Annotated in this window: 21 protein-coding genes; 15 read left to right on the forward strand and 6 right to left on the reverse strand. The window is 73.3% G+C overall.

Annotated features, from left to right (window positions below):
- Positions 1–62 precede the first annotated feature (62 nt).
- A complete protein-coding gene (locus FFT21_RS08190) occupies positions 63–1,820 on the reverse strand; it encodes a DEAD/DEAH box helicase (protein ID WP_371856743.1) in 1,758 nt (585 codons plus the stop codon).
- A 233-nt stretch (positions 1,821–2,053) separates the two neighbouring features.
- Between FFT21_RS08190 and FFT21_RS08195 the strand changes: the two genes are divergently transcribed.
- Both FFT21_RS08195 and FFT21_RS08200 read left to right on the forward strand, forming a co-directional pair.
- Entirely contained in the window at positions 2,054–2,737 is a 684-nt protein-coding gene (locus tag FFT21_RS08195) for a ferritin-like fold-containing protein (protein WP_192909428.1), read from the forward strand.
- Positions 2,738–2,867: 130 nt separating this feature from the next.
- Positions 2,868–3,098: a DUF3107 domain-containing protein gene (locus tag FFT21_RS08200; protein WP_137813152.1), complete on the forward strand. Its 231-nt coding sequence runs from the start codon at positions 2,868–2,870 to the stop codon at positions 3,096–3,098.
- Between the two features lie 153 nt (positions 3,099–3,251).
- Here the strand turns inward: FFT21_RS08200 and FFT21_RS08205 are convergent, their stop codons facing one another.
- Together FFT21_RS08205 and FFT21_RS08210 are read right to left on the reverse strand one after the other, a co-directional pair.
- Positions 3,252–3,584, reverse strand: a complete 333-nt coding sequence (locus FFT21_RS08205) for a DUF4873 domain-containing protein (RefSeq protein WP_137813153.1) — start codon at positions 3,582–3,584, stop codon at positions 3,252–3,254.
- Between the two features lie 77 nt (positions 3,585–3,661).
- Entirely contained in the window at positions 3,662–4,441 is a 780-nt protein-coding gene (locus tag FFT21_RS08210) for a TetR/AcrR family transcriptional regulator (RefSeq protein WP_225978204.1), read from the reverse strand.
- Between the two features lie 194 nt (positions 4,442–4,635).
- Here FFT21_RS08210 and FFT21_RS08215 point away from each other — a divergent pair, with 194 nt between their 5' ends.
- Positions 4,636–5,559, forward strand: a complete 924-nt coding sequence (locus FFT21_RS08215) for an alpha/beta fold hydrolase (RefSeq protein ID WP_225978205.1) — start codon at positions 4,636–4,638, stop codon at positions 5,557–5,559.
- The gene (locus tag FFT21_RS08220) at positions 5,556–6,452 is read left to right on the forward strand and encodes an AurF N-oxygenase family protein (RefSeq protein WP_137813156.1); all 897 of its coding nucleotides are present in this window, start codon (positions 5,556–5,558) and stop codon (positions 6,450–6,452) included. The genes FFT21_RS08215 and FFT21_RS08220 overlap by 4 nt, the downstream gene beginning before the upstream one ends.
- 49 nt (positions 6,453–6,501) lie before the next feature.
- Here FFT21_RS08220 and FFT21_RS08225 read toward each other — a convergent pair whose 3' ends face one another.
- Positions 6,502–7,137, reverse strand: a complete 636-nt coding sequence (locus tag FFT21_RS08225; protein ID WP_137813157.1) for a TetR/AcrR family transcriptional regulator — start codon at positions 7,135–7,137, stop codon at positions 6,502–6,504.
- Positions 7,138–7,330: 193 nt separating this feature from the next.
- On the opposite strand from FFT21_RS08225, the gene FFT21_RS08230 reads away from it, so the two are divergent.
- The 11 genes from FFT21_RS08230 to FFT21_RS08280 all read left to right on the forward strand — a co-directional run bounded on the left by FFT21_RS08230 (position 7,331) and on the right by FFT21_RS08280 (position 22,432).
- The gene (locus tag FFT21_RS08230) at positions 7,331–8,344 is read left to right on the forward strand and encodes an alpha/beta fold hydrolase (protein ID WP_137813158.1); all 1,014 of its coding nucleotides are present in this window, start codon (positions 7,331–7,333) and stop codon (positions 8,342–8,344) included.
- 259 nt (positions 8,345–8,603) lie between these two features.
- On the forward strand, positions 8,604–9,650 hold the full coding sequence (locus tag FFT21_RS08235) for a DUF3152 domain-containing protein (RefSeq protein ID WP_225978206.1): 1,047 nt from the start codon (positions 8,604–8,606) through the stop codon (positions 9,648–9,650).
- 199 nt (positions 9,651–9,849) lie between these two features.
- The gene (moeZ, locus tag FFT21_RS08240; protein ID WP_192909429.1) at positions 9,850–11,016 is read left to right on the forward strand and encodes an adenylyltransferase/sulfurtransferase MoeZ; all 1,167 of its coding nucleotides are present in this window, start codon (positions 9,850–9,852) and stop codon (positions 11,014–11,016) included.
- A gap of 98 nt (positions 11,017–11,114) precedes the next feature.
- A complete protein-coding gene (locus tag FFT21_RS08245; protein ID WP_137813161.1) occupies positions 11,115–11,912 on the forward strand; it encodes a TIGR02569 family protein in 798 nt (265 codons plus the stop codon).
- Between the two features lie 369 nt (positions 11,913–12,281).
- Positions 12,282–14,408 carry a molybdopterin oxidoreductase family protein gene (locus FFT21_RS08250; protein ID WP_225978207.1) on the forward strand — a complete coding sequence of 709 codons (2,127 nt, stop codon included), beginning with the start codon at positions 12,282–12,284 and terminating at the stop codon, positions 14,406–14,408.
- Positions 14,405–15,874, forward strand: a complete 1,470-nt coding sequence (locus FFT21_RS08255; RefSeq protein WP_137813162.1) for an FAD-dependent oxidoreductase — start codon at positions 14,405–14,407, stop codon at positions 15,872–15,874. Before FFT21_RS08250 ends, FFT21_RS08255 begins: the two co-directional genes overlap by 4 nt.
- A 163-nt stretch (positions 15,875–16,037) precedes the next feature.
- A complete protein-coding gene (locus tag FFT21_RS08260) occupies positions 16,038–17,423 on the forward strand; it encodes a nitrate/nitrite transporter (protein ID WP_137813163.1) in 1,386 nt (461 codons plus the stop codon).
- A 216-nt stretch (positions 17,424–17,639) separates the two neighbouring features.
- Positions 17,640–20,204 carry a nitrite reductase large subunit NirB gene (gene nirB / locus FFT21_RS08265; protein WP_137813164.1) on the forward strand — a complete coding sequence of 855 codons (2,565 nt, stop codon included), beginning with the start codon at positions 17,640–17,642 and terminating at the stop codon, positions 20,202–20,204.
- 34 nt (positions 20,205–20,238) lie between these two features.
- On the forward strand, positions 20,239–20,589 hold the full coding sequence (nirD, locus tag FFT21_RS08270; RefSeq protein ID WP_137813165.1) for a nitrite reductase small subunit NirD: 351 nt from the start codon (positions 20,239–20,241) through the stop codon (positions 20,587–20,589).
- Entirely contained in the window at positions 20,586–21,749 is a 1,164-nt protein-coding gene (locus tag FFT21_RS08275) for a uroporphyrinogen-III synthase (protein WP_225978208.1), read from the forward strand. Before nirD ends, FFT21_RS08275 begins: the two co-directional genes overlap by 4 nt.
- Complete coding sequence (locus tag FFT21_RS08280; protein ID WP_137813167.1) at positions 21,746–22,432, forward strand: sirohydrochlorin chelatase; 687 nt, start codon at positions 21,746–21,748, stop codon at positions 22,430–22,432. The genes FFT21_RS08275 and FFT21_RS08280 overlap by 4 nt, the downstream gene beginning before the upstream one ends.
- A gap of 10 nt (positions 22,433–22,442) precedes the next feature.
- Here FFT21_RS08280 and FFT21_RS08285 read toward each other — a convergent pair whose 3' ends face one another.
- Together FFT21_RS08285 and FFT21_RS08290 are read right to left on the reverse strand one after the other, a co-directional pair.
- Complete coding sequence (locus FFT21_RS08285; protein ID WP_137813168.1) at positions 22,443–22,769, reverse strand: MGMT family protein; 327 nt, start codon at positions 22,767–22,769, stop codon at positions 22,443–22,445.
- Positions 22,770–22,926: 157 nt separating this feature from the next.
- Complete coding sequence (locus FFT21_RS08290; protein ID WP_137813169.1) at positions 22,927–23,925, reverse strand: chitinase; 999 nt, start codon at positions 23,923–23,925, stop codon at positions 22,927–22,929.
- Positions 23,926–23,981: the final 56 nt, after the last annotated feature.

The following is a 23,981-nucleotide window of genomic DNA, read 5'->3' on the forward strand; positions in this document are numbered from 1 at the left end:
CCGCGCGTCGGTCTGATCAAACACCATGAGCGCGGGGAAGGTGCCCCGCGCTCATGGCGTGTTCACTCCGCCGTGCCGCCGCTCTCCGCGGTGGCCTGGTCACCGGAGCGGCGCCGGCGACGGCGGCGCCGGGCCGGTCGCTCGGCACCCTCGGCGGGCACGGCGTCCTGCTTGGCCTCGGCCGCCGCGCCGGGGTGCTCGCCACCGCCGGTGCCCCGGCGACGGCGCCGCCGGCGTGGCCGGGTGCCGCTGCCCTCGCCGTCCTCGGCGGTGTCCGACTCGGCGGCCGGCTGGTCGGCCTGCCCGCGCTTGCGGCCGCGGGTGCGGGTGCGGTTCCGCCGGCGCGCCGGCTTGTCCTCGTTGGGTTCCGCGGCCAGGCCAGCCCTGGTGCGCTTGGCCAGCGGCAGCCGGCCGTCGGTCTCCGGCGGGATGCCCAGATCGGTGTAGAGGTGCTCGGAGGTGGAGTAGGTCTCCACCGGCTCCGGGATGCCGAGGTTGAGCGCGTCGCTGATCAGCTTCCAGCGCGGTTCCTCGTCCCAGTCCACCAGGGTGATCGCCACGCCGGTGCGCCCGGCCCGGCCGGTGCGGCCGATCCGGTGCACGTAGGCGTTCTCGTCCTCCGGGCACTGGTAGTTGATCACGTGCGTGATGCCCTCGACGTCGATGCCTCGCGCCGCGACGTCGGTGGCCACCAGCACGTCCACCTTGCCGGAGCGGAACGCCCGCAGCGCCTGCTCGCGGGCGCCCTGGCCGAGGTCGCCGTGCACCGCGCCGGCGGCGAAGCCGCGCTCGGTCAACTCGTCGGCGATCTTCTGCGCGGTCCGCTTGGTCCGGCTGAAGATCAGCGCGAGGCCGCGGTCCTCGGCCTGCAGCGCGCGGGCCACGATCTCGATCTTGTCCAGCGCGTGCGCCCGGTAGACGAACTGCCGGGTGCGCTCGTGGATCGCCCCGGCGTGCGCCTCCTCGGCCCGGATGTGAGTGGGCCGGTGCAGGAACGTGCGCGCCAGGGTGATGATCGGCCCCGGCATGGTGGCGGAGAACAGCATCGTCTGCCGCTGCTCCGGCACCATCCGCAGGATGCGCTCGACGTCCGGCAGGAAGCCCAGGTCGAGCATCTCGTCCGCCTCGTCCAGCACCAGCGCGCCGACCTTGCCGAGCACCAGGTGCCGCTGCTCGGCCAGGTCGAGCAGCCGGCCCGGGGTGCCGACCACGATGTCCACGCCCCGGCGCAGCGCGGCGATCTGCGGTTCGTACGGCCGGCCGCCGTACACCGCGAGCATCCGCACGCCGAGGTACTTGCCCGCGTCGGTGAGGTCGTGCGTGACCTGCAGGCAGAGCTCGCGGGTGGGCACCACGACCAGCGCCTGCGGCACGTCGCTGCCGCGCGGCTCAATGCGCTGCAGCAGCGGCACGCCGAAGCCCAGCGTCTTGCCGGTGCCGGTGCGGGCCTGGCCGATCACGTCCTCACCGGCCAGCGCCAGCGGCAGGGTCAGTTCCTGGATGGCGAAGGTGCGTTCGATGCCGGCCTCGGCCAGCGCCCTGACCACCTCGTCGCGCACGCCGAACTCGGCGAACGTGGGGGAGTCGGGCCGCACCGGAGCACCCGCCTGCAGCGGGTGCGAGGTGTCGGTTTCGGGAAGCCCGGCCTCGCTGTGCTCCAGCGCGACCGGGTCGACGGTGGTTTCCGTGCTTACCGGGATGTCCGTGTCCTCAGGGTTGTCGGCGGTCTCCGCCGAAGGGTTGTGCTCGTTGACGGTCAGGGTGATCGCCTCTCTCGTACCAGCGCGCACCGCCCTGGCCGGGCCCCTCGACCGGGCCACCCGCACCGGCCGTCACAACCGGCCCGCGTGGTGGCGCGGGAGAGCCGAGGCGTGCGCGCACCCTCCTCACGTCGGCAAACATGCCGCGGTCTCACGCCGTGTGCGGCGATCGCCGCCGGCGGGACGCCGGCGGCACACCAGCATCAGGCCGCGGCGTGCACCGCGCGTCGCCGGCGAGTCTACCTGCCCCGACGTCCCGCCGGGGGTATCTCCGGCGGCTACGCTCCATCCCCATGAGCGAGTTGGACCAGCGGTCGGCGGGCGACGGGGTGACGGACGAGGTTTCGGAGGGCGTGGTCGACCTGCTGGGCGTGCTCGCCTACGGCGAGTTGTCCGCGTTCGACCGGCTGGCCGAGGACGCGCGGCGAGCGCCGACCCTCTCCGGGCGGGCGGCGCTGGCCAGCATGGCCGCCGCGGAGATCGGCCACTTCCGCATGCTGGAGCAGTACCTGGCCGAGCGGGGTGTCGCGGTGGATGACGCGATGGCGCCGTTCGTCTCCGCGATCGACGCGTTCCACGCCTCCACCGCGCCGAAGTCCTGGCTGGAGTCGCTGGTCAAGGCGTATGTCGGGGACGCGCTCGCCGCCGACTTCTACCGCGAGGTGGCCGAGTGGCTGGACGCGCCCACCCGGCAACTGGTGCTGGACGTGCTGGCCGACACCGGGCACTCCGCGTTCGCCGAGCGGGAGGTGCGCACGGCCAGCGAGGCGGACCGCAAGCTGCGCGACCGGCTCACCCTGTGGGGCCGCCGACTGCTCGGCGAGGCGGTGACCCAGGCCCAGCACGTGGTCGCCGAGCGGGACGGGCTGGCGGAACTGATCGTCCGCGGCTCGGGCGACCTGTCCGGTATCGCCGCGCTGTTCCGCCGGATCCAGCAGAACCACGGCCGGCGGATGACCGCCCTCGGCCTTGGCTGACCCGGGCGCGCGATCGCGAAGCGTGTTCGCGACGGGCGCTCCGCGCCGGGCCACACCCGGTCGGGTGCGCGCCGGCCACCGGCACCGTCTAGCCTGGTGATCGGTCGTCAAGCACTCGATGGAGGTCAGCGTGGAGGTCAAGATCGGCGTCGCGGACAGCCCGCGTGAGCTCGTCGTGTCGAGCACCCTGTCGCCCGGCGAGGTCGAAGCGCTGGTCTCCGACTCGTTGCAGAGCAGCCGTGGGGTGCTCGCGCTGGTCGACGACAAGGGCCGCCGCTACCTGGTGCCGACGTCGCGGATCGCCTACGTGGAGATCGGACCGGCCGACTCCCGCCGGGTCGGCTTCACCGTAGGAACCTGACAGCCTGTTTCGGCACCGGCCGGACCCGCGATGACCAGCCGGTGAACGCGCCGGGGTGAAGCCCCCGCGATCGTGGATGCGGGGCGCTCGGGAGGGCGGACAGGGGCGTGCCATGCCAGCTCCGAGCCCCGGCGACGCGATCGCGGCGCGCGTTCAGAAACCAGCGGGGCCTTCGGCTGGTTCCTCCGGTGGCGCACTGGCCACCGGGAACGGGGGCGTGCTCGTGCCGCTGATCCGGTAGCGGCCCCAGAAGTCCCGGTCGGAGAGCGTGCCCTCGGCCACTCCCTCCGGCGTGCGTAGCCGCACCCGTCCGCGCCCGACCTCGGCGAAGCCGGCGACCTCGCCGTCCGCGGCGACTCGGCCGTACCAGTGGTAGCGGCCGTCGATCGGCTCGAAGTACCCGCGCAGCTCCACCCGCACGGCGAGTTCCCGCTCGCCGTCGGAGAGCACCGCGTCGCCGGTGTAGCCGTCCTCGTCGTGCGCCATTGCCTGCCCTTCCGTCACGGTTACTCGGCGGCTCGCCGCACCGCGGTGCCGCCACGGCGCCGTTCTCGATGCTCGGGTTATTCAGCGAGCCTGTGCGGTCCGCCTGCCCGGTCACCACCCCGGCCACTCCCACGGGCCGGAATAACCCTCACGGGTCGTAGCTCTCCCACCGTTCCCAGCGGCTGGTGCGGGTCGATGGTGATGCCGCTCTCCCGCAGCGCGCCGTCCAACGCGTGCCAGATCAGCCTGGTCAGGTAGTCGGTGAGGCTCTGCCGGCTCATCGACCGGCGTTCCAGCCACCAGTCCCCGGCGCTGTGCACCATGCCGACGATCGCGTGCGCCCACGGCTCGGCGCCGCCGGAGTCGACGCCGAAGGCGCGCAGGTGGTCGCCGAGCAGCGCGGCGAGCTGCGCGGCGATCATGGTCTTGTCCTCGGCGACCGGGTCCTCGCTGACCGGCCGGTCGGCGAAGGAGCGCCGCACCACGAACCGGTACAGGTCGGGGTAGTCGTCGATGGTGCCGAGGTAGGCGTCCACCGAGCGGCGGATCCACTCGTACGGCGTGCCGCATCCGGTCAGCGCCGGCACGACCCGGGACATCAGTAGCTCGGTGGCCCGCCGGCCGACCGCCACGTAGAGGTCGGCCTTGTCGGTGAAGTGCCGGTAGAGCACCGGCTTGCTCACGCCGGCCTCGGCGGCGATCTCGTCCATGCCAACGTCCGGTCCGTGCCTGGCCACCGCCCGGACCGTCGCCTCGACGAACTCCGCGCGCCTGGCCTCCCGGTGCGCCCGCCAGCGCTCCCGCCGGCCGTCCGGACCGCGGGGCTCGGGCTCCCTGCCGGACCGACCCACGCTCACCACCTCAGCCTTCCGCGACGTCCCGAGGCACGTGCGCCGTGTTCGCCACGGACCCGCCTCGAGCGATCGTCGCAGCTCCTCCTGGCGGCCCTTGACAGCTCGCCGTGGTCTTCACCATGCTACCTCAAGTAACAGTTACCTCTGGTAACACCTATGGAGGCATGGTGGACGTCCGGCTGGCGACGAGGCAAGAGGTGCGGACCTCGGACGGGGTTCGGCTGCACGTGGTGGAGTCCGGGGACCCCGGTGCCGAGCTGACCGTGCTGCTGCTGCACGGCTGGACGCTGGACCACACCACGTGGACGCCGGTGGCCGAGGCGCTGCCGGCGGCCTGCGACCGGCCGGTCCGGGTGCTGCGCTACGACCACCGCGGGCACGGCGCCTCCGACCCGGCGCCGTCCGGTACCGCCACCATCGAGCGCATCGCCGACGACGTGGTCGAGCTGCTGGACGCGCTGGCGCCCAGCGGCCCGGTGCTGCTGGCCGGGCACTCCATGGGCGGCATGACGATCATGGCGCTGGCCGAGCGGCACCCGGAGCTGTTCGTCGAACGGGTGGCCGGCGTGGCGCTGGTGGCCACCTCCTCCGGCGGGTTATCCCGGCTCACCTTCGGCCTGCCCCGGCCGCTGGCCGGCCTGATGCTCGCCGGGGAGGCCGCGGCCAACCGGAGGCTCGCGCGGATGGGTCGGCGGAAGCTGACCGGCTGGCCGCCCGCGCTGGAGCCGTTCCTCCGCTGGCTGCTGTTCGGCCCTCGCGCCCCACGGGCCCTGGTGGCGGACGCCGCGGTTCAGGTGGCCCGCTGCCACCCGGAGAGCATGGTCGGCTTCCGCGCCTCGCTCAACGCGCACGAGCGCCGCGCGGCGCTGGCGGTGCTGCGCGACCTCCCGGTGGTGGTGCTCGCCGGCGGCGCCGACCGGCTGTGCCCGCTGCCGCATGCTCGGGTGATCGCCGAGGAGCTACCGGCCGCGGACCTGGCCGTCTATCCCGGCGCGGGCCACATGCTGCCCGTGGAACGCGCCGAGGAGGTCACCGAATGGATCGTCCGGCTGGTGCGGGCCGGGGCGGCGCGCACGCCGGCCGCGCCCGAACTCGCGGAGAACAGGGAGGGCCTGACATGACCGAGACCGTGCGGGCGGCGCGGGAGGCGACGGCCGAGCGGCTGCTGAACTCCTCGGCGCGCAACTCCTACGACCCCGAGGTGGACATCGACTGGTCGGCGCCGCTGGCCGACGGGATGTACTTCCTGCCGCCGGAGCGGCTGTCGCTGTACGGCACGGACTTGTGGCGGGAGATGACCGAGGAGCAGCGCGTCGAGCTGTCCCGGCACGAGGTGTGCAGCATCGCCAGCGTCGGGATCTGGTTCGAGGTGATCCTGATGGAGCTGCTCAGCCGCTACGTCTACGACCGGGACCCGGTGCTGCGGCACACCCAGTACGCCCTGGTGGAGATCGCCGACGAGTGCCGGCACTCGCTGATGTTCGCCCGCATGATCGAGAAGATCGGCTGCCCCGCGTACGGCGTCACGCCCGGCGTGCACCGGCTGGGCCGGCTGTTCAAGCGGATGTCCTTCGGGCCGTCGATGTTCGGCACCATCCTGGTCGCCGAGGAGGTGCTGGACACCGTGCAGCGCGAGGCCATGCGCGACGAGCGGGTGCAGCCGCTGGTGCGCATGGTCAACCGCATCCACGTGCTGGAGGAGGCCAGGCACGTCCGGTACGCCCGGGAGGAGGTGCGGCGGCAGGTGCGCCGGCTGTCCCGACCCGAGCTGACCTACCACCGGTTCGTGCTGGCCAGGGCGGCGTACATGGTGGTGCGCAGCCTGATCCACCCGGACGTCTACGCCGCCGTCGGGCTGGACCCGAAGCGGGCACGCGCCACCGCCCTGGCCAACCCGCACCACCAGGAGACCGTGCGCTGGGCGGGCGCCAAGCTGGTGAGCTTCCTGACCGAGGCCGGGCTGATCGGCGGCCCCAGCCGCCGACTGTGGCGCGCGGCGTCGCTGGTCGCTTGACCCTCGAGGCCGTGCCCCGGCAGCCCGCCCCCGCCCGGGGCGGCCAGGATCAGGGGTGCTGCAGCGGGAAGCCGCCGCCGATGCCGCGCCAGGCCAGCGTGGAGATCAGCGAGATGGCCTCGTCCTTGGGCACCGCGCGCTCGGTCTCCAGCCAGTAGCGCGCGGTCACCTGGCTCACCCCGACCAGCCCGACGGCGAGCAGCCGCGCGCGCTGCGCGTCCAGCCCGGCGTCCGCCATGATCGTCTCGGTGATCGCGTCCACGCAGGCCGACGTGGCGCGTTCCACGGCGTCCTGCACCGCGGGCTCGCTGCGCAGGTCGGACTCGAACACCATGCGGAACGCCTGCCCCTCGCCGTCGACGAAGTCGAAGTAGGCGGCGACCGCCGCGCGCACCCGCTGCTTGTTGTCCGTGGTCGAGTCCAGCGCGCCGTGCACCCGCCGCACCAGTTCCTCGGTGTGCGTCTCCAGCAGCGCCATGTACAGCTCAAGCTTGCCGGGAAAGTGCTGGTAAAGCACGGGCTTGCTGACGCCGGCCCGCTCCGCGATCTCGTCCATCGCGGCGGCGTGGTAGCCGTTGGCCACGAACACGTGCTGCGCCGCGGCGAGCAGCTGGGCGCGCCGGGCGTTGCGGGGCAACCGCACGCCGCGTGCCGCCGCCGTGCTCTGCTGCGCCGTTTCGGTCATTACAGTCCTCCAGCGAGATCCCGGTCCCGGAGGGACGGAGGTCGGTCCGCTCCCCCAAGTGACACGACCTTACTCGCCGGTAGGCGTGTTCCGGGTAACCCGGCCGGCCACGCGGGCGAGATGACCCGGTTGGGGGAGGGCAGCTGACCAGCATACGGGCAGGAGTCGGTCGTCCGGGCGCATCCTTGATGATGTGACCGAGACCCGCTCGCAACCCCAAGCCGAACCGATCGTTCCCGCCCGCCCCTCGCTGACCCGGGTACCCCTTTCGGACGGTCCGCTCCCACCGCTGGACAACACGATTCCGCCGTGGCCGGGCCGGCAGGTGGACGTCGCCGGCACCCGGCTGCACGTCCGCGAGACGCCGAACACCGCGTCGGACGGATCGACCGCGGTGTACGTGCACGGGCTGGGCGGCTCGTCGACGAACTGGACCGATCTGGCCGGCCTGCTCTCCGGGCACGCCCGGGGCCTCGCCCCGGACCTGCCCGGCTTCGGCCGGTCCGAGCCACCGGACGGCTACGACTACTCCCTGCCGTCGCACGCCGGCACGCTGGCCCGGTTCATCGAGGGGCTGCACCGCGGCCCGGTGCACCTGTTCGGGAACTCCTTCGGCGGAGCGATCGCCCTGGTGCTCGCCGCGCACCGGCCGGAACTCGTGCGCAGCCTCACACTCATCTCGCCGGCCGTGCCCGACCTGCGGCCGGACGTGCGGCGGCTGTCCGATCCCCGGCTGCCGCTGGCGTTGCTGCCGGTGGTCGGGCGCCGGGTCCGCCGCGCGCTCGCCGCGCTCACCCCGCGCGAGCGGATCGAGCAGATGCTGCGGCTGTGCTTCGCCGACCCATCGGTGGTCCCCGAGCACCGGATCGAGGAGGCCGCCAGGGAGGCCGCCGAGCGGGCCACGCAGCCGTGGACCGGGCTGGCCCTCGGCAGGACCACGGTCGGGCTGGTCCGGACCTGGTTCGCGCCCAGGGCGCAGTCGCTGTGGACCCTGGCCCCGCGGGTGACCGTGCCGGCGCTGGTGGTCTGGGGCGCGGACGACCGGGTGGTCAGCGTGCGGAAGGCGCCGCGCACCGCGGAACTGCTGCCCCGCGGGCGGCTGCTGGTGCTGCCCCGCACCGGGCACTGCGCGCAGATGGAGCGGCCGCTGTCGGTGGCCAGGGCGGTACTCGGCATGTGGCAGGCCGCCGATCAGGGCACCTGGTGACGGGGCGACGAGCAACCCACGGTGTGCCACCCCGATCGGGTGGTGTGGCACTCTGGAGACCTTCCCCGTGGGCCTGCCCGGTCCGCGCGAGCGGTCGGCGTGACGACGTCCCTGGCAGCCTGCGTCCGTCGCCGGCCGGCGCGAACGCCCGAACAGCACGGTTCGATCACGGCCACGGGGGCCGCCGGGCAGTGCGACCGGCGCGGGCGACCCGAGCACATGAACGGCACAGTGCGGCGACGAAGGAGGCCGGAGGATCGTGGTCGAGCGGTCACCGTCCGGGTCCAGACGTTCGCTCTCCACCCAGGCCGAAGACTCCGCCCCCGGTTGGGACGCGGCACCGGCCGAGACGCGCTACGTGCGGGGCCGCCGGCGCACCTCCGCGGAGCCGCTCGCGGCGGCGTGGAACCTTGAGGCCGCCGCCGAGGACGAGGCGCCGCGCCGCGGTGGGTTAGGAGCGCTGCTCGCCGCCTACGGCTGGCGGATCTACGCCGTCCCGGTGCTGGTCGCGCTGACCGCGCTGGTGGTCTTCGACGCCGCACGGCCGGGCGGCGGCACCGCCGGGGCGTTCGGCCTCGCCGGGGGTTCGCCCGCGGTCACCGAGGCGCCCGCCGGGCCGGTGAACCTGAACATCCCCACCGCCGAACTGCCCGGCGGCGGCGCCTTCACCCAGGCCGGGGCCGGCACCTGGCGGATCCTCCCGGGCAACGGCCCCCGGGTGGGCACCGGCCCGAAGCTGTTCACCTACACCGTCGAGATCGAGGACGGCATCAACCCGGCCGAGTACGGCGGCGACGACGCGTTCGCGCATCTGGTGGACCAGACCCTGGCGGACCCGCGAAGCTGGGTCGGCCAGCGCACCATCGCGCTGCAGCGGGTCGACGCGGGCACCCCGAACCCCAGTTTCCGGGTGAGCCTGACCACGCCGAACACCGACCACCGGCCGGACATGTGCGGCTTCCAGATCACCTACGAGACGTCCTGCTACAACGCCGGCAACCGGCGGGTAGTGATCAACCTGGCGCGCTGGGTGCGCGGCGCCATGGCCTTCGGCGGCGACCTGCTCACCTACCGTCAGTACGCGATCAACCACGAGGTGGGGCACGCCTTCGGCAACGGGCACGTGGGTTGCGAGAGCGACGGCGGGCTGGCGCCGGTGATGATGCAGCAGACCTTCGGCGTGGCGGACAACTACGTGGCCCAGCTCAACCAGGTCGATCCGTACAACAAGAAGGCGGTGGCCACGGACGGGAAGACCTGCCGGCCCAACGCCTGGCCGGTGCCGGAGGCCAAGCCGAGCGGGTAGCCGGGCCGCTGCCGAGGGGCCGGCCCGCCGGTTAGGTCCCCGCCCGCCTGGCGGGAGCCCGGCTGGCATACCGTCGGGGAAGCATGCTGCGCCGTGTCCACGCTCTGGGACGGCTTCCGTTGCTGGAAGACACCGCGCAACGCTGGCGTTAACACCGGCGTAGGGATGGCAGTCCCTCGTCACCTGCCCGTGTAGGAGGATGCAGATGCCGCTTCCGCCGCTCGTGGAGCCCGCCGCGGAGCTGACCAAGGAAGAGGTGGCACGTTACAGCCGACACCTGATCATCCCGGACGTCGGGGTGGAGGGCCAGAAGCGGCTGAAGAACGCCAAGGTGCTCGTGGTCGGCGCGGGCGGTCTGGGCAGCCCCGCGCTGCTGTACCTGGCCGCGGCCGGGGTGGGCACGCTCGGCATCGTCGAGTTCGACGTGGTCGACGAGTCCAACCTGCAGCGCCAGATCATCCACGGTCAGTCGGATCTCGGCCGGCCCAAGGCGGAGTCCGCCAGGGACGCCATCGCCGAGGTGAACCCGTTCGTCAAGGTCAACCTGCACCAGGTGCACCTGTCCTCGGAGAACGCCCTCGACATCTTCGCCGACTATGACCTGATCCTGGACGGCACGGACAACTTCGCCACCCGCTACCTGGTCAACGACGCGGCCGTGCTGCTGGGCAAGCCGTACGTGTGGGGCTCGATCTTCCGGTTCGAGGGCCAGGTCAGCGTGTTCTGGGCGGAGCACGGCCCGCAGTACCGCGACCTCTACCCGGAGCCGCCGCCACCGGGCATGGTGCCCTCCTGCGCCGAGGGCGGCGTGCTCGGCGTGCTGTGCGCGTCCATCGGGTCCGTCATGGTCACCGAAGCGATCAAGCTGATCACCGGCATCGGCGAGACGCTGCTCGGCCGGCTGATGGTCTACGACGCGCTGGAGATGAGCTACCGGACCATCAAGATCCGCAAGGACCCGGACGCGGAGCCGGTGGAGAAGCTGATCGACTACGAGGCCTTCTGCGGCGTGGTGTCCGACGACGCGCAGCAGGCCGCGGCCGGGCACACCATCACTCCGCTGGAGCTGAAGCAGAAGATCGACCGGGGCGACGACTTCCTGCTGGTCGACGTGCGGGAGCCGCACGAGTACGAGATCGTCAGGATCCCGGGTTCCAAGCTGATCCCCAAGGACCGGATCCTCTCCGGCGAGGCGCTGGCCGAACTGCCGCAGGACAAGCAACTCGTGCTGCACTGCAAGTCCGGGGCCCGCTCCGCAGAGGCGCTGGCCGCGCTGCACAAGGCCGGCTTCGCGGACGCGGTGCACGTCGGCGGCGGGGTGCTCGCCTGGGCCCGCGAGGTCGACCCGAGCCTGCCCACGTACTGACCGCCGTGCCCGCGGGCCGGCCGAAGATCACTCCCGGCCGGCCCGCAGGCCCGCGCCGTTCCACCACATCGGCGTTGGTTCGCGATAGCGTCGCGCCCGTGACAACCATCCCGGAACCGCCGCCGCTGCACGTTCGTGCGGCCTTCGGTGCCCGCGACGTGGAACCGGAACTGATCGACGGCGGGCCGGTGTGGCGGTGCGGCGAGGTGGCGCTCAGACCGTCCGCGAGCCCGGCCGAGGCGGCGTGGGTGGCCAAGACGCTGGACGGCCTGCGGGTGCCGAACGTGCGGCTGGGCCAGCCGTTGCGATCCACCGACGGCCGCTGGGTGGTCGGTGGCTGGGCGGCCACCCGCTGGCTGCCCGGGCGCGCCGAGCCGAGGCACGACGAGGTCGTGGCGGTGTCCATCCGGCTGCACCAGGCCACCGCCGGGCTGCCCCGGCCGCGGTTCCTGGACGCCCGCAAGGACCTGTTCGCCCAGGCCGACCGGGCCGCGTGGGGCGAGGAGGAGATCGAACTCGACCAGGACCGCGGCGGCCGGCTGTTCGATCTGTTCGCCTGCTCCCGCCGGCCGATCGAGCTCACGTCGCAGGTGGTGCACGGCGACCTGTTCGGCAACGTGCTGTTCGACGGCGACGAGCCACCGGCGATCATCGATTTCACCCCGTACTGGCGGCCGGCCGAGTGGGCCGCCGCCGTGGTCGTGGTGGACGCGCTGGCCTGGGGCGGGGCGGACAGCGGCATGGCGAAGCGCTGGGCGCACCTCGCCGAGTGGCCGCAGGCGCTGCTGCGCGCCCTGCTGTTCCGGCTGGCCGTGCACGCGCTGCACCCCCGGTCCACCGAGCAGTCGCTGCGCGGCCTGGAGCGGGCCGCGCATCAGGTCACCGAGTTGCTGTGAACCGGGATCCACGATTGTGAAATGGCCCACTCGCCGGCCGAATTCGTTTGCCCGCGTGGCCCGGCTAACCGCCCCTTTTCCGCCGCCTGACCGCACATTCCGCGCGCGCCGGCGCCCGTCGCGGCCACCGTTTCACCGTCACATCAGCGCTGCTGAGCGAGCAAGTTCGCACGCCTGAAACACAACGCCACCCTGGGGTAACAGGCGCTGCATAGCGTCATTGGCAAGCGCGGCGATTACCGAAAGTCAGTCTCCGACTCCGTGGCGAACCGGCGTAACGGAGCCGGATCGTGCTGCCCGGACGGCGATATCGGGGACCGTCGCGGTCCTCGCCCGCGCCGAGCAGATGATCGAGGGAGGTGCAGGCCATTGGGGGCGACCCCGACGGGGGCGGCGACGCACTGCCCGTACTGCGCCCTGCAGTGCGGGATGACGGTCGGCCCGGGGGACGGCGCTGCCGCGCCCCGGGTGTCACCCAGGGACTTCCCGACCAACCGGGGCGGGCTGTGCCAGAAGGGATGGACCTCGGCGGAGCTGTTGGTCTCGCCGGCACGCCTGACCACCCCGCTGGTCCGGGACGGCGGTGAGCTTCGCCCGGCGAGCTGGGAGGAGGCGCTGGACCTGGTCGCCAGGCGGATCATCGAACTGCAGGCCGCGCACGGCCGGGACGCGGTGGCCGTCTTCGGCGGCGGCGGGCTGACCAACGAGAAGGCCTACCTGCTCGGCAAGTTCGCCCGGGTGGCGCTGCGCACCTCGCAGATCGACTACAACGGCCGGTTCTGCATGTCGTCGGCGGCGGCGGCGGGCGGGAAGGCGTTCGGCGTGGACCGGGGCCTGCCGTTCCCGGTGACCGACCTGGACGGCGCCGACGCGGTGCTGCTGGTCGGCGCCAACCCGGCGGAGACCATGCCGCCGTTCACCCAGCACCTGCGCAGGGCCGCCGACGCGGGCGGGCTGATCGTGGTGGACCCGCGGCGCACCCCGACCGCCGAACTGGCCGCGCTGCACCTGCAACCCGCGCCGGGCACCGACCTGGCCCTGGCCCTGGGCCTGCTGCACGCCGCGGTCGCCGACGGCCTGGTGGACGAGGGCTACGTGGCCGAGCGCACCAGCGGGTTCGAGGCGGCGTGGCGGCTGGCCGCGCGATGGTGGCCGGAGCGGGTGGAGCGGGTCACCGGGGTGTCCGCCACCGACCAGCGCACCGCCGCCCGGCTGCTGGCCCGGGCGGAGAGCGCCTACGTGCTCACCGCGCGCGGCACCGAGCAGCACGCCAGCGGCGTGGACACCGCATCAGCGTGGATCAACCTGGCGCTGGCGCTCGGCCTGCCCGGCCGGCCCGGCGCCGGCTGGGGTTGCCTGACCGGCCAGGGCAACGGGCAGGGCGGCCGCGAGCACGGGCAGAAGGCCGACCAGCTCCCCGGCTACCGGAAGATCGACGACCCGGCGGCCCGCGCGCACGTCGCCGCCGTCTGGGGCGTCGACCCGGACGACCTGCCCGGGCCGGGCCGCTCCGCGTACGAACTGCTGGACGCGCTGGGCACCGAGCAGGGTCCCAGGGCGCTGCTGCTGTTCGGCAGCAACCCGGTGGTGTCCGCGCCGCGTGCCGGGCACGTCGCCGACCGGCTGGCCGCGCTCGACCTGCTGGTGGTCGCCGACCTGGTGCTCTCCGAAACGGCGGCCGGCGCGGACGTGGTCCTCCCGGTCACGCAGTGGGCCGAGGAGGACGGCACCATGACCAACCTGGAGGGTCGGGTGCTGCTCCGCCGCCGGGCACTGCACCCGCCTGAGGGGGTGCGCACCGACCTCGAGGTGCTGCACGGCTTGGCCCGCCGGCTCGGCCAGCCGGCGCACGCGTTCCCCACCGACGCCGAGACGGTGTTCGACGAGCTACGCCGAGCCTCCGCCGGCGGCCCCTCGGACTACTCCGGCGTCACCTACCAGCGGCTGGCCGGCGGCGAGGCGCTGCACTGGCCGGTGCCCTCGGTGGACCACCCGGGCACCCCGCGGCTGTTCCTGGACGCCTTCGCGCACCCGGACGGCCGCGCCCGGTTCGTCCCGGTGGACCACCGCGGCCCGGAGGAGGCGCCAGACGAGGACTACCCGCTGGTCGCCACCACCGGGCGGGTGCTGCAGCACTACCAGTCCGGCGCGCAGACCCGGCTGGTGCCCGAACTGGCCGCCGCGGTGCCGGAGAACTTCGTCGAGGTGCATCCGGACACGGCGGCCCGCGCCGGCCTCGCCGACGGCGCCATGGCCACGGTCACCTCCCGGCGCGGCGAGGTGCTGGCGCGGGTGCGCTGCGTGCCCTCGCTGCGCCCGGACACCGTGTTCCTGCCGTTCCACTTTCCCGGCGCGCAGCGCGCCAACCTGCTGACCAACCCGGCGCTGGACCCGACCAGCCGGATGCCCGAGTTCAAGGTCTGCGCGGTGAAGCTCGCCCCCGTGCCGGAAGCCGTGCAGACGCCCGTATTCGCCACAACCGGAGGCGTCCGATGAGCCCTCGCCAGGTCGTCGTCATCGGCTACGGCATGGCCGGCGCCAGGCTGGCCGAGGAGATCCGCCGCCGCGACCCGCACGGCGACAACGTGGCGCTGACCGTGGTCGGCGCGGAGCCGCAGCACGCCTACAACCGGGTGCTGCTCTCCGCCGTGCTCGCCGGCTCGATGTCCGTGGAGTCGGTGCGGCTGCACGACTCCGACTGGGCCGAGCGGTACGGCGTCGACCTGCGGCTGGGGGTCTCGGTGACCGGCATCGACCGGGCCGCCCGGCGGGTCGTGCTGCACGACGGGTCCGAGCTGGACTACGACGCGCTGGTGCTGGCCACCGGCAGCAACGCATGGGTGCCGCCGACCGAGGGGCTGCTCGCCGAGGACGGTTCGCTGGCCCCGGGCGTGGTGACGTTTCGCACCCTGGCGGACTGCGAGCGGATCATCGCCGCGGCCCGGCCGGGCGCGCCGGTCGCGGTGCTCGGCGGCGGGCTGCTCGGCCTGGAGGCGGCGCGCGGCCTGGCCGGCCGGGGCAACCTGGTCACCGTGGTGCATCCGGTGGGGCACCTGATGGAGCGGCAACTCGACCCCTCGGCCGGGCGGGTGCTCGCCCGCACTCTCGGCGAGCTGGGCATCGAGTGCCGGCTCGGGGTGCTGGCCGAGCGGTACCTGCCCGGCGACGGGCTCAAGCTGGCCGACGGCGGCCACGTGCCGGCCGACCTGGTGGTGGTCTCCGCCGGGGTGCGCGCGGAGACCACCCTCGCCGCGGGCGCGCTGCTGGACGTGGATCGCGGCATCGTGGTGGACGACGCGCTGCGCACCAGCGACCCGCGGATTCACGCCATCGGCGACTGCGCGCAGCACCCGGGCACGGTGTCCGGCCTGGTCCAGCCGGCCTGGGAGCAGGCAGCGGTGCTGGCCGACCGGCTCACCGGTGCCGACCCGTCCGCCCGGTACCGGGGCACTCCGGTGGTCACCCGGCTCAAGGCCCGCGACGTCGACCTGGCCGCGCTCGGCGAGGTGCACGTCGACGTGGACTGCGAGGACGCCGAGGTGGTCCGGGTGGAGGACCCGGCCCGGGGCCGCTACGCCAAGCTGGTGCTGCGCGACGAGAAGGTCGCCGGAGCGATCCTGGTCGGTGCCCCGGACGCGGCCGCCACCATCACCCAGCTCTACGACCGGGGCATCCCGGCGCCCAGCGACCGGCTGGCGTTGCTGCTCGGCCGCACGCTGCCCTCGGCGGCGGTACCGGCGGCCAGCCCGGCCGACCTGCCGGCCAGCTCGGTGGTCTGCCGCTGCAACACGGTGACCAAGGGGCAGCTGGTGACCGCGTTCCGTGCCGGGAACCGCACCGCGGCGGCGCTCGCCTCGGCCACCCGGGCCAGCACCGGGTGCGGTAGCTGCCGGGAGGCGGTGTGCGGCATCGCCGAGTGGCTGTCCGAGGCGGACCCGGAAGAGCCGGCCGCCGCGTCGTGAAACGTGTACCAGAAACGCGCCGTGGCGTCTCACACGAGCGCGGGTGTGGTGTGCGGGGGAATTGCCAGCGGCGTCACGAACGGCCACGCCGGGGTAACCGCGGCCGCATAGCTTCGGCAGGACCGGAAAAGGGGTCGCGCGTACCCGCGACGAAGGAGGACCGATGAGCACTGCGGTTGGTGAGCAGGCCCCGAAGGTCGGGCAGGCCAGGGGCCGGTACTGGATCGACCACTGGGATCCGGAGGACCAGGGTTTCTGGGAGCGCAGCGGAAAGCGGATCGCCGTCCGGAACCTGTTCTTCTCCATTTTCGCCGAGCACATCGGGTTCTCCGTCTGGACGATGTGGTCGGTGCTGGTGCTGTTCCTCGGCAAGAACTACGGGTTCAGCGTGGCGGACAAGTTCCTGCTCACCACCACGCCGACGCTCGTCGGATCGTGCCTGCGCATCCCATACACCTTCGCGGTGGCCCGGTTCGGCGGGCGGAACTGGACCGTCTTCAGCGCCGCCCTGCTGCTCGTGCCGTGCGTACTGCTCGGTGCGCTGCTCAAGCCGGGCGTCTCGCTGGGCACGCTGCTCGTCGTCGCGGCGATCGGCGGCGTCGGCGGCGGCAACTTCGCCTCGTCCATGACGAACATCAACGCGTTCTACCCGGAGCGGCTGAAGGGCTGGGCGCTCGGCCTGAACGCCGGCGGCGGCAACATCGGCGTCGCGGTGATCCAACTGGTCGGCCTGCTCATCATCGCCACCGCGGGGACCGGCAACCCGAAGCTGCTGCTGTGGGTCTACATCCCGCTGGTCGTGCTGGCCGCGCTGTGCGCCGCGCTGTTCATGAACAACCTGTCCACCATGCGCAACGACACCGGCGCGGCCAGGCTCGCGCTGAAGGAGTCGCACATGTGGACCATGGCGTTCCTCTACATCGGCACGTTCGGCTCGTTCATCGGCTACAGCTTCGCGTTCGGCCAGGTACTGCAGAACCAGTTCCACTACCAGCCGTTGCAGGCGGCGTACTGGACGTTCCTCGGCCCGCTGGTCGGGTCGCTGATTCGGCCGGTCGGCGGCCGGCTGGCGGACCGGTTCGGCGGCGCGATCATCACCTTCTGGACGTTCGTCGCGATGGCCGTCGGCTGCGTCGCGGTGATCGCCGCCGGCAACGCCCACTCGTTCCCGCTCTACCTCGTCGGATTCCTGGTGCTGTTCGTGGGTTCGGGCATCGGCAACGGCTCCACGTACAAGATGATCCCCGCCATCTTCAAGGCCAAGGCGATGACCAGGATCTCCGAGGGCGGCGACGAGGCGGCGGAGAACCTGCTCGCCCGCCGCATCTCCGGCGCGGTCATCGGGATCGTCTCCGCGATCGGTGCGCTCGGCGGCGTGTTCATCAACGTGGCGTTCCGGCAGTCGTTCCTCGCCACGGGCAGCGGCACCACCGCGGTGATCGGCTTCCTGGTGTTCTACGCGCTCTGCTTCGCCGTGACCTGGACCGTCTACCTGCGCGGCGCGGCCGCCGGGTCGTCGCGCGCCGCGCTGGCCGCCGCCCGGGTGTGACCCACGTCGCCACGCACAGCCAATGACCTGCGACGGGAGCATCCCGTAACAGCCACGCAACGTCGGTGACCAGAGGTCGACACGGTTTGTGCCGAGCATGAGGGCAACGGAAACCTACGAGGAGGGACGCGTGATGCCCCAGTCGGGACGCGGCAGCCCAAGCGGCCACGGTGCCCTCTCGGGCCGTCATAGCGACCTCGCGGAAAGGAACGCCGTATGACTGCGACGCTGGTCGTCGTCGGCCACGGCATGGTGGGGCACCGGATCGTGCAGGCCCTGCGCGACCGGGACACCGGGGGGCGCTGGCGGGTAATCGTGCTCGCGGAGGAGCCGAGGCCCGCCTACGACCGAGTCGCGCTCTCCTCCTACGTGGACTCGTGGGACCCGGAGGCGCTCGCCCTGCCCGGCAACGACTACGCCGGCGACGACCTGGTCGAGCTGCGGCTGGGCGACCCGGCCGTGCGGATCGACCGCGAGGCCCGGACGGTGGTCACCGCCGGCGGCGTCGAGTACCGCTACGACGCCCTGGTGCTGGCCACCGGGTCGCGCCCGTTCGTGCCCCCGGTGCCCGGCCACGACCTGCCCGGCTGCTTCGTCTACCGAACCATCGAGGACCTGGACGCGATCCGGGCGGCCGCGGAGCGGGCCAGGACCAGCACCGCCCCGGGCCGGCGGGCCGCCATGGTGGTCGGCGGCGGGCTGCTCGGGCTGGAGGCGGCGAACGCGCTGCGCGGCATGGGGTTCTCGCCGAACGTGGTGGAGCTGGCGCCCCGGCTGATGCCGCTGCAGGTCGACGAGGGCGGCGGCGCGCTGCTCCGCCGGCTGATCGAGCGTCTCGGGCTGACCGTGCACACCGGCACGTCCACCGAGTCGATCCAGCGGGACGGGGACCGGCTGCTGGCCAAGCTCTCCAACGGCACCGAGTTGGACCTCGACCTGGTGGTGTTCTCCGCCGGGGTGCGGCCCCGTGACGAGCTGGCCCGCGAGGCCGGCCTCGAGATCGGCCCGCGCGGCGGCGTGGTGGTCGACGAGGGCTGCCGCACCTCCGACGAGCACGTCTACGCCGCCGGCGAGGTGGCCTGTCTGGACGGCAAGGTGTACGGGCTGGTCGCGCCGGGATACACGATGGCCGAGGTGGTGGTCGACCGGCTGCTCGGCGGCGGCGCTACCTTCCCCGGCGCGGACACCTCCACCAAGCTCAAGCTGCTCGGCGTGGACGTGGCCAGCTTCGGCGACGCGCACGCCGCCACCGAGGGCGCGCTGGAGGTCGTGTTCAACAACGCGGTCGCCGGCTCCTACGCCAAGGTGGTCGTCTCCGACGACGCCCAGGTGCTGCTCGGCGGCGTGCTGGTGGGCGACGCCTCCGCCTACACCTCGCTGCGGCCGATGGTCGGCCGGGAACTGTCGGTGGACCCGGCCCTGCTCATCGCCCCGGAGGGCGCCGGTGTGGGCACCGGGGTCGGCGTGGGCGCGCTGCCCGACGACGCGCAGATCTGCTCCTGCAACGCGGTCACCAAGGGGCAGATCACCGCGGCCATCACCGAGCAGGAGTGCGCCGACGTGCCGGCGCTCAAGGCGTGCACCAGGGCCGGCACCACCTGCGGCTCCTGCGTCCCCATGCTCAGGCAACTGCTGGAGAGCTGCGGGGTGGAGCAGTCCAAGGCGATCTGCGAGCACTTCGCGCACAGCCGGGCCGAGCTGTTCGAGATCGTCCAGTCCACCGGCATCCGCACGTTCAGCGAACTGGTCACCAGGCACGGCCAGGGGCGCGGCTGTGACATCTGCAAGCCGGCGGTCGCGTCGATCCTCGCCTCGCTGGGCAGCGGGCACATCCTGGACGGCGAGCAGGCCGCGCTGCAGGACACCAACGACCACTTCCTGGCCAACCTGCAGCGCAACGGCACCTATTCGGTGGTGCCCCGGGTACCCGGCGGGGAGATCACCCCGGAGAAGCTGATCGTGCTCGGCGAGGTGGCCCGCGACTTCGGGCTCTACACCAAGATCACCGGCGGGCAGCGGATCGACCTGTTCGGGGCCCGCGTGGAGCAGCTTCCGGCGATCTGGAAGCGGCTGGTGGACGCCGGGTTCGAGTCCGGGCACGCGTACGGCAAGGCGCTGCGCACCGTCAAGTCCTGCGTGGGCACCGACTGGTGTCGCTACGGCGTGCAGGACTCGGTGACCCTGGCCATCGAACTGGAGCTGCGCTACCGGGGGCTGCGCTCGCCGCACAAGCTCAAGGCCGCGGTGTCCGGCTGCGCCCGCAACTGCGCGGAGACCCCGACCAAGGACTTCGGGGTGATCGCCACCGAGAAGGGCTGGAACCTCTACGTCGGCGGCAACGGCGGGTTCGCGCCGCGGCACGCCGAACTGCTGGCCGCCGACCTGGACACCGAGACCCTGGTTCGCTACATCGACCGGTTCCTGATGTTCTACATCCGCACCGCGGACCGGTTGCAGCGCACCTCGGCCTGGATCGAGTCGCTGGAGGGCGGCCTGGACCACCTGCGCGAGGTGGTCGTGGAGGACTCGCTGGGCATCGCCGAGGAACTGGAGGCGGCGATGCGGCGGCACGTGGAGAACTACACCGACGAGTGGGCCGACGTGCTGGGCGACCCGGAGAAGCTGGCCCGGTTCGTGTCGTTCGTGAACGCGCCGGACGCGCCCGACCCGAGCATCGAGTTCGTCGAGCGGCGCGGCCAGCGCATCCCGGTCGGCTCCGAGGAACGCGGCTCCCAGCCCGCGCTGATCGCCGGACCCAAGCTGGAGGTGGTCAACTCATGAGCGCCGGCGTACTTCTTCCCGCGGAGGCGGAATCATGACCGCGCTGGTCGAGCGGACCGAGACCTGGGTGCAGGTCTGCCGGATCACCGCGCTGCTGCCGGAACGCGGAGTGGCCGCGCTGCTGCCGGACGGCAGCCAGGTGGCGCTGTTCCGCACCTACGACAATGAGGTGTACGCGGTGTCCAACACCGATCCGTTCTCCGAGGCGAACGTGCTGTCCCGGGGCATCGTCGGGGATCGGGGCGGCGTCGCCGTGGTGGCCTCGCCGATGTACAAGGAGGCCTTCGACCTGCGCACCGGTGTCTGCGTGGACAACCCCGAGGTATCCGTTCCCGTCTACCCGGTGCGGGTGGTCGACGAATGGGTGCAGGTGGGCCTGAGGTGACAACGACCGCGGTCGCGTCCGATGTGGACGTTCCGCCGCTGGCCGGGTTCACGGTGGGCGTCACCGCCGCGCGGCGGGCGGACGAGCTTGCCGCGCTGATCGAACGCCGCGGCGCCGCCGTGCTGCACGGCCCGGCGATCCGGATCGTGCCGTTGCCCGACGACGCCGAACTGCTCGCCGCCACCAGGACGGTGACCGAGCAGCCGGTCGACGTCGTGGTGGCCACCACCGGCATCGGCTTCCGCGGCTGGATGGAGGCCGCCGAGGGGTGGGGCCTGGGTGCGCCGCTGCTCGGCCGGCTGCAGGCCGCGAAGGTCGTCGCCCGCGGCCCGAAGGCCAGGGGAGCGGTCCGGGCCGCCGGGCTGGTGGAGACCTGGTCGCCGGACTCGGAGAGCAACGCCGAGGTGCTGGACCACCTGCTGGGGTCCGGAGTGGACGGTCGGCGGGTGGTCGTCCAACTGCACGGCGAGCCGCTGCCCTGGTTCGTCAGCACGCTGCGCCGGTCCGGCGCCGAGGTGGTCGAGGTGCCGGTGTACCGGTGGGCCGGCCCGGACGACGCGGCACCGCTGGACCGGCTGCTGGACGCCGCGGTCGCCCGGCAACTGGACGCGGTCACGTTCACCAGCGCGCCGGCCGCGACGAACCTGCTCTCCCGGGCGCGGGAGACCGGCCGGTACGACGCGGTGCTGGACGCGCTGCGCTCCGACGTGCTGGTGGCCTGCGTCGGTTCGATCACCGCCGGTCCGTTGGCCAGGGTCGGCATCCGACCGGTGCAGCCGGAGCGGGCCCGGCTCGGCGGGCTGGTCCGCGCGCTCGCTCTCGAGCTTCCGGCCCGGGCACGGCGGCTGCGCATCGCCGGCAGGGACGTGGAGGTGCGCGGCCAGGCCGTGCTGGTGGACGGGGACATCCGCCCGGTGCCGCCAGCTCCGATGGCGGTGCTGCGCGCGCTGGTCGCCAACCCCGGGCGGGTGGTCTCCCGCCAGCAACTGCTGCTCGCGCTGCGCGGCAACTCGGGCCGCGAGCGCGGCGGCGACGAGCACGCGGTGGAGACCGCCGTCGGCCGGCTGCGCGCCGCGCTCGGCGAGCCGCGCCTGGTGCAGACCGTGGTCAAGCGCGGCTACCGGCTGGCTGTCGAGCACGCCACGGTGGTGCGGGGATGACGCTTGTCCTCGTCGCGCACGGCACCCGCGACCCGGCCGGTGCGGTGGAGATCGACGCGATCGCGGCCGCGTTGCGCGACCGGCTCGGCGGCGTCGCGGTCGAGGTGGCCTACGCGGACGTGCGCGGTCCCGGCGTGGCGGACGTGCTGCGCGCGGTGCGCGGCCCCGCCGTGGTGGTGCCCGCCTTCCTCGCCGCCGGCTACCACGTGCGGGTCGACGTGCCGGCGCAGGTGGCGGACAGCGGCCAAGACGGCGTGGTGGTCAGCGCCCCACTCGGCCCGGCCTCGGCGCTCACCGCGGCCGTGTACGACCGGCTGGTCGAGGCCGGGTGGCGGCGCGGGGACGCGGTCGTGCTGGCCGCCGCCGGATCGTCGGATCCGCGGGCCCTGGCCGACGTGCGCCGGGCCGCGACCCTGCTGTCCGCCCACACCGGCGGCCCGGTCCGGCTCGGTTACGTGACCACCGCCGCGCCCCGGGTGCCGGACGCCGTGGCGGCCTGCCGCGCCGACGGCCGCCAGCGGGTGGCCGTGGCGTCCTGGCTGCTCGCGCCGGGGCTGTTCCAGCGCTCGCTGGCCGACGCCGGAGCCGACGTGGTGGCCCGGCCGATCGGCGCGCACCCCCGGCTGATCGACGCGATCCTGCGCCGCTACCACGACGCCCGCTGCTACCGCGAAGCCGCGTAACGGCGCCCCGTCAGCCAAACTCGAACAGGCCGGCCGCCTCCGCCGGCCGTGCTTTCCGCCAGCGGTAGCCGCGGAGATCGACCCGTCCGTCGACGGCCGGCACGCCCTCGCCGCGCAGCCGGGAGAGTTGCTCCCTGGCCAGGTGCGGCGCGGGCGTGCCGTCCGCCCGGATCACCCGGTGCCACGGGATGTCGTGCCCGTCCTCGGCGAGCACCCGACCGACCAGCCGGGGTGACGGCGCCCTGGCCAACTCGGCCACGTCCCCGTAGGTGGCCACCCGCCCCGCGGGGATCGCCGCCACCACCGCGCGCACGCTCTCCACCGTCGCCTCGTCCATGCCCGCAAGACTGGCACCGACCCCCGACAGCGCGCGCCCGGCCCGCCGGCGGGCGCGCGCCCCGGCACGCATCCCGGCCGGGACAGCCGTCCTGGCGCGCCGCCGGCCGGTACGGGAGCAGCACCCGTGCCGGCCGGTGACCGGGTCGGCAGGCGGGTCAGCCGGTGAACCTGGCGACGACCTTGGTGAAGTCCCACGGCTGCTGGCTGGTGCCGCTGCACGCGTCGCCGCCGGCGCCGCCGCCGCACGGCCGGTCGCGGTTGACCGACCAGAAGCTGAACCGGGCCAGGTGGTGCTGCTGGGCGTAGCCGAGGATGGTGCGGAAGTTGGCCAGCGTCACGGTCTCCCCGGCGTTGTCGGTCCTCCCGTTCATCGAGGAGAGCCCGATCATCCGGTACGCCTGGTCGTCGGACACCCCGAAGGCGCTCTTCACCTGGGCGTGCAGGCCGTCGACCGCGGTTTCGGTGTACCTCGCCATGTCGCCGCCGCCGGAGAAGTCGAACGGCATCACCGACCACACGTCGACCTTGGCGCCGAGTTGGGCACCGCGCCGGATCAGCCGCTGGCCGTCGCCGTCCGGCCCGGTCGTCGTGGTGCCGAACGTGACGACGACCCGGACCGCCGGGTTCTTCTGCTTGACGATCCTTAGCGCGCCCAGCACCCGGTCCTGCACGGTCGGGTTGGTGAACTCGGTGTTCTCGATGTCGATGTCGATCGCCCTGAGCTTCAGGCCGTCGATCACCTTCAGGTAGGCGCCGGCGAGTGCGTTCGGGTTGCCGCAGTGCTCGCCGAGCTTGTTGCCGGACCAGCCGCCGAACGACACGATCACGTCGCCGCCGGCCGCGCGAATCTTGTCGATCGTGGCCTGGTCGGCGCCGCCGGTGATCGGCCGGTTGCCGTCCCACTTCGGGTTGCAGCCGCCGTCGGAGAGCACGAACGCCATGGTGAACGCCCTGATCCCGGTGGCCTTCATGACCGAGGCCGGGTCCGGCGGGTTGCCCCAGCCGAGGTAGAGGTAGGGCGAAGCGGTGACCGGGTTGACCGCGGCCCGCGGCGTCGCGTTCGGGGTGCCCTGCGCGCCGGCCAGCCCGGCGGCGCCCACGATCAGCGCGCCGGCCCCCAGGACGGCGAGAAGGTTCCGCCGCACGTTTCTCATCGGGTCCTCCGTACGGGAGCGGGCGTCGCGGCCCGCTGGCGGGTGAGCCGATCGGG

Source organism: Gandjariella thermophila, assembly GCF_005405885.1.
Taxonomy (GTDB): domain Bacteria; phylum Actinomycetota; class Actinomycetes; order Mycobacteriales; family Pseudonocardiaceae; genus Gandjariella; species Gandjariella thermophila.

Coding starts and splice junctions, on each gene's coding strand:
- FFT21_RS08195 (WP_192909428.1), top strand. CDS start 2,054: ATGAGCGAGTTGGACCAGCGGTCGGCGGGCGACGGGGTGACGGACGAG.
- FFT21_RS08205 (WP_137813153.1), bottom strand. CDS start 3,584: ATGGCGCACGACGAGGACGGCTACACCGGCGACGCGGTGCTCTCCGAC.
- FFT21_RS08220 (WP_137813156.1), top strand. CDS start 5,556: ATGACCGAGACCGTGCGGGCGGCGCGGGAGGCGACGGCCGAGCGGCTG.
- FFT21_RS08225 (WP_137813157.1), bottom strand. CDS start 7,137: ATGACCGAAACGGCGCAGCAGAGCACGGCGGCGGCACGCGGCGTGCGG.
- moeZ (WP_192909429.1), top strand. CDS start 9,850: ATGCAGATGCCGCTTCCGCCGCTCGTGGAGCCCGCCGCGGAGCTGACC.
- FFT21_RS08255 (WP_137813162.1), top strand. CDS start 14,405: ATGAGCCCTCGCCAGGTCGTCGTCATCGGCTACGGCATGGCCGGCGCC.
- FFT21_RS08260 (WP_137813163.1), top strand. CDS start 16,038: ATGAGCACTGCGGTTGGTGAGCAGGCCCCGAAGGTCGGGCAGGCCAGG.
- nirB (WP_137813164.1), top strand. CDS start 17,640: ATGACTGCGACGCTGGTCGTCGTCGGCCACGGCATGGTGGGGCACCGG.
- nirD (WP_137813165.1), top strand. CDS start 20,239: ATGACCGCGCTGGTCGAGCGGACCGAGACCTGGGTGCAGGTCTGCCGG.
- FFT21_RS08280 (WP_137813167.1), top strand. CDS start 21,746: ATGACGCTTGTCCTCGTCGCGCACGGCACCCGCGACCCGGCCGGTGCG.
- FFT21_RS08285 (WP_137813168.1), bottom strand. CDS start 22,769: ATGGACGAGGCGACGGTGGAGAGCGTGCGCGCGGTGGTGGCGGCGATC.
- FFT21_RS08290 (WP_137813169.1), bottom strand. CDS start 23,925: ATGAGAAACGTGCGGCGGAACCTTCTCGCCGTCCTGGGGGCCGGCGCG.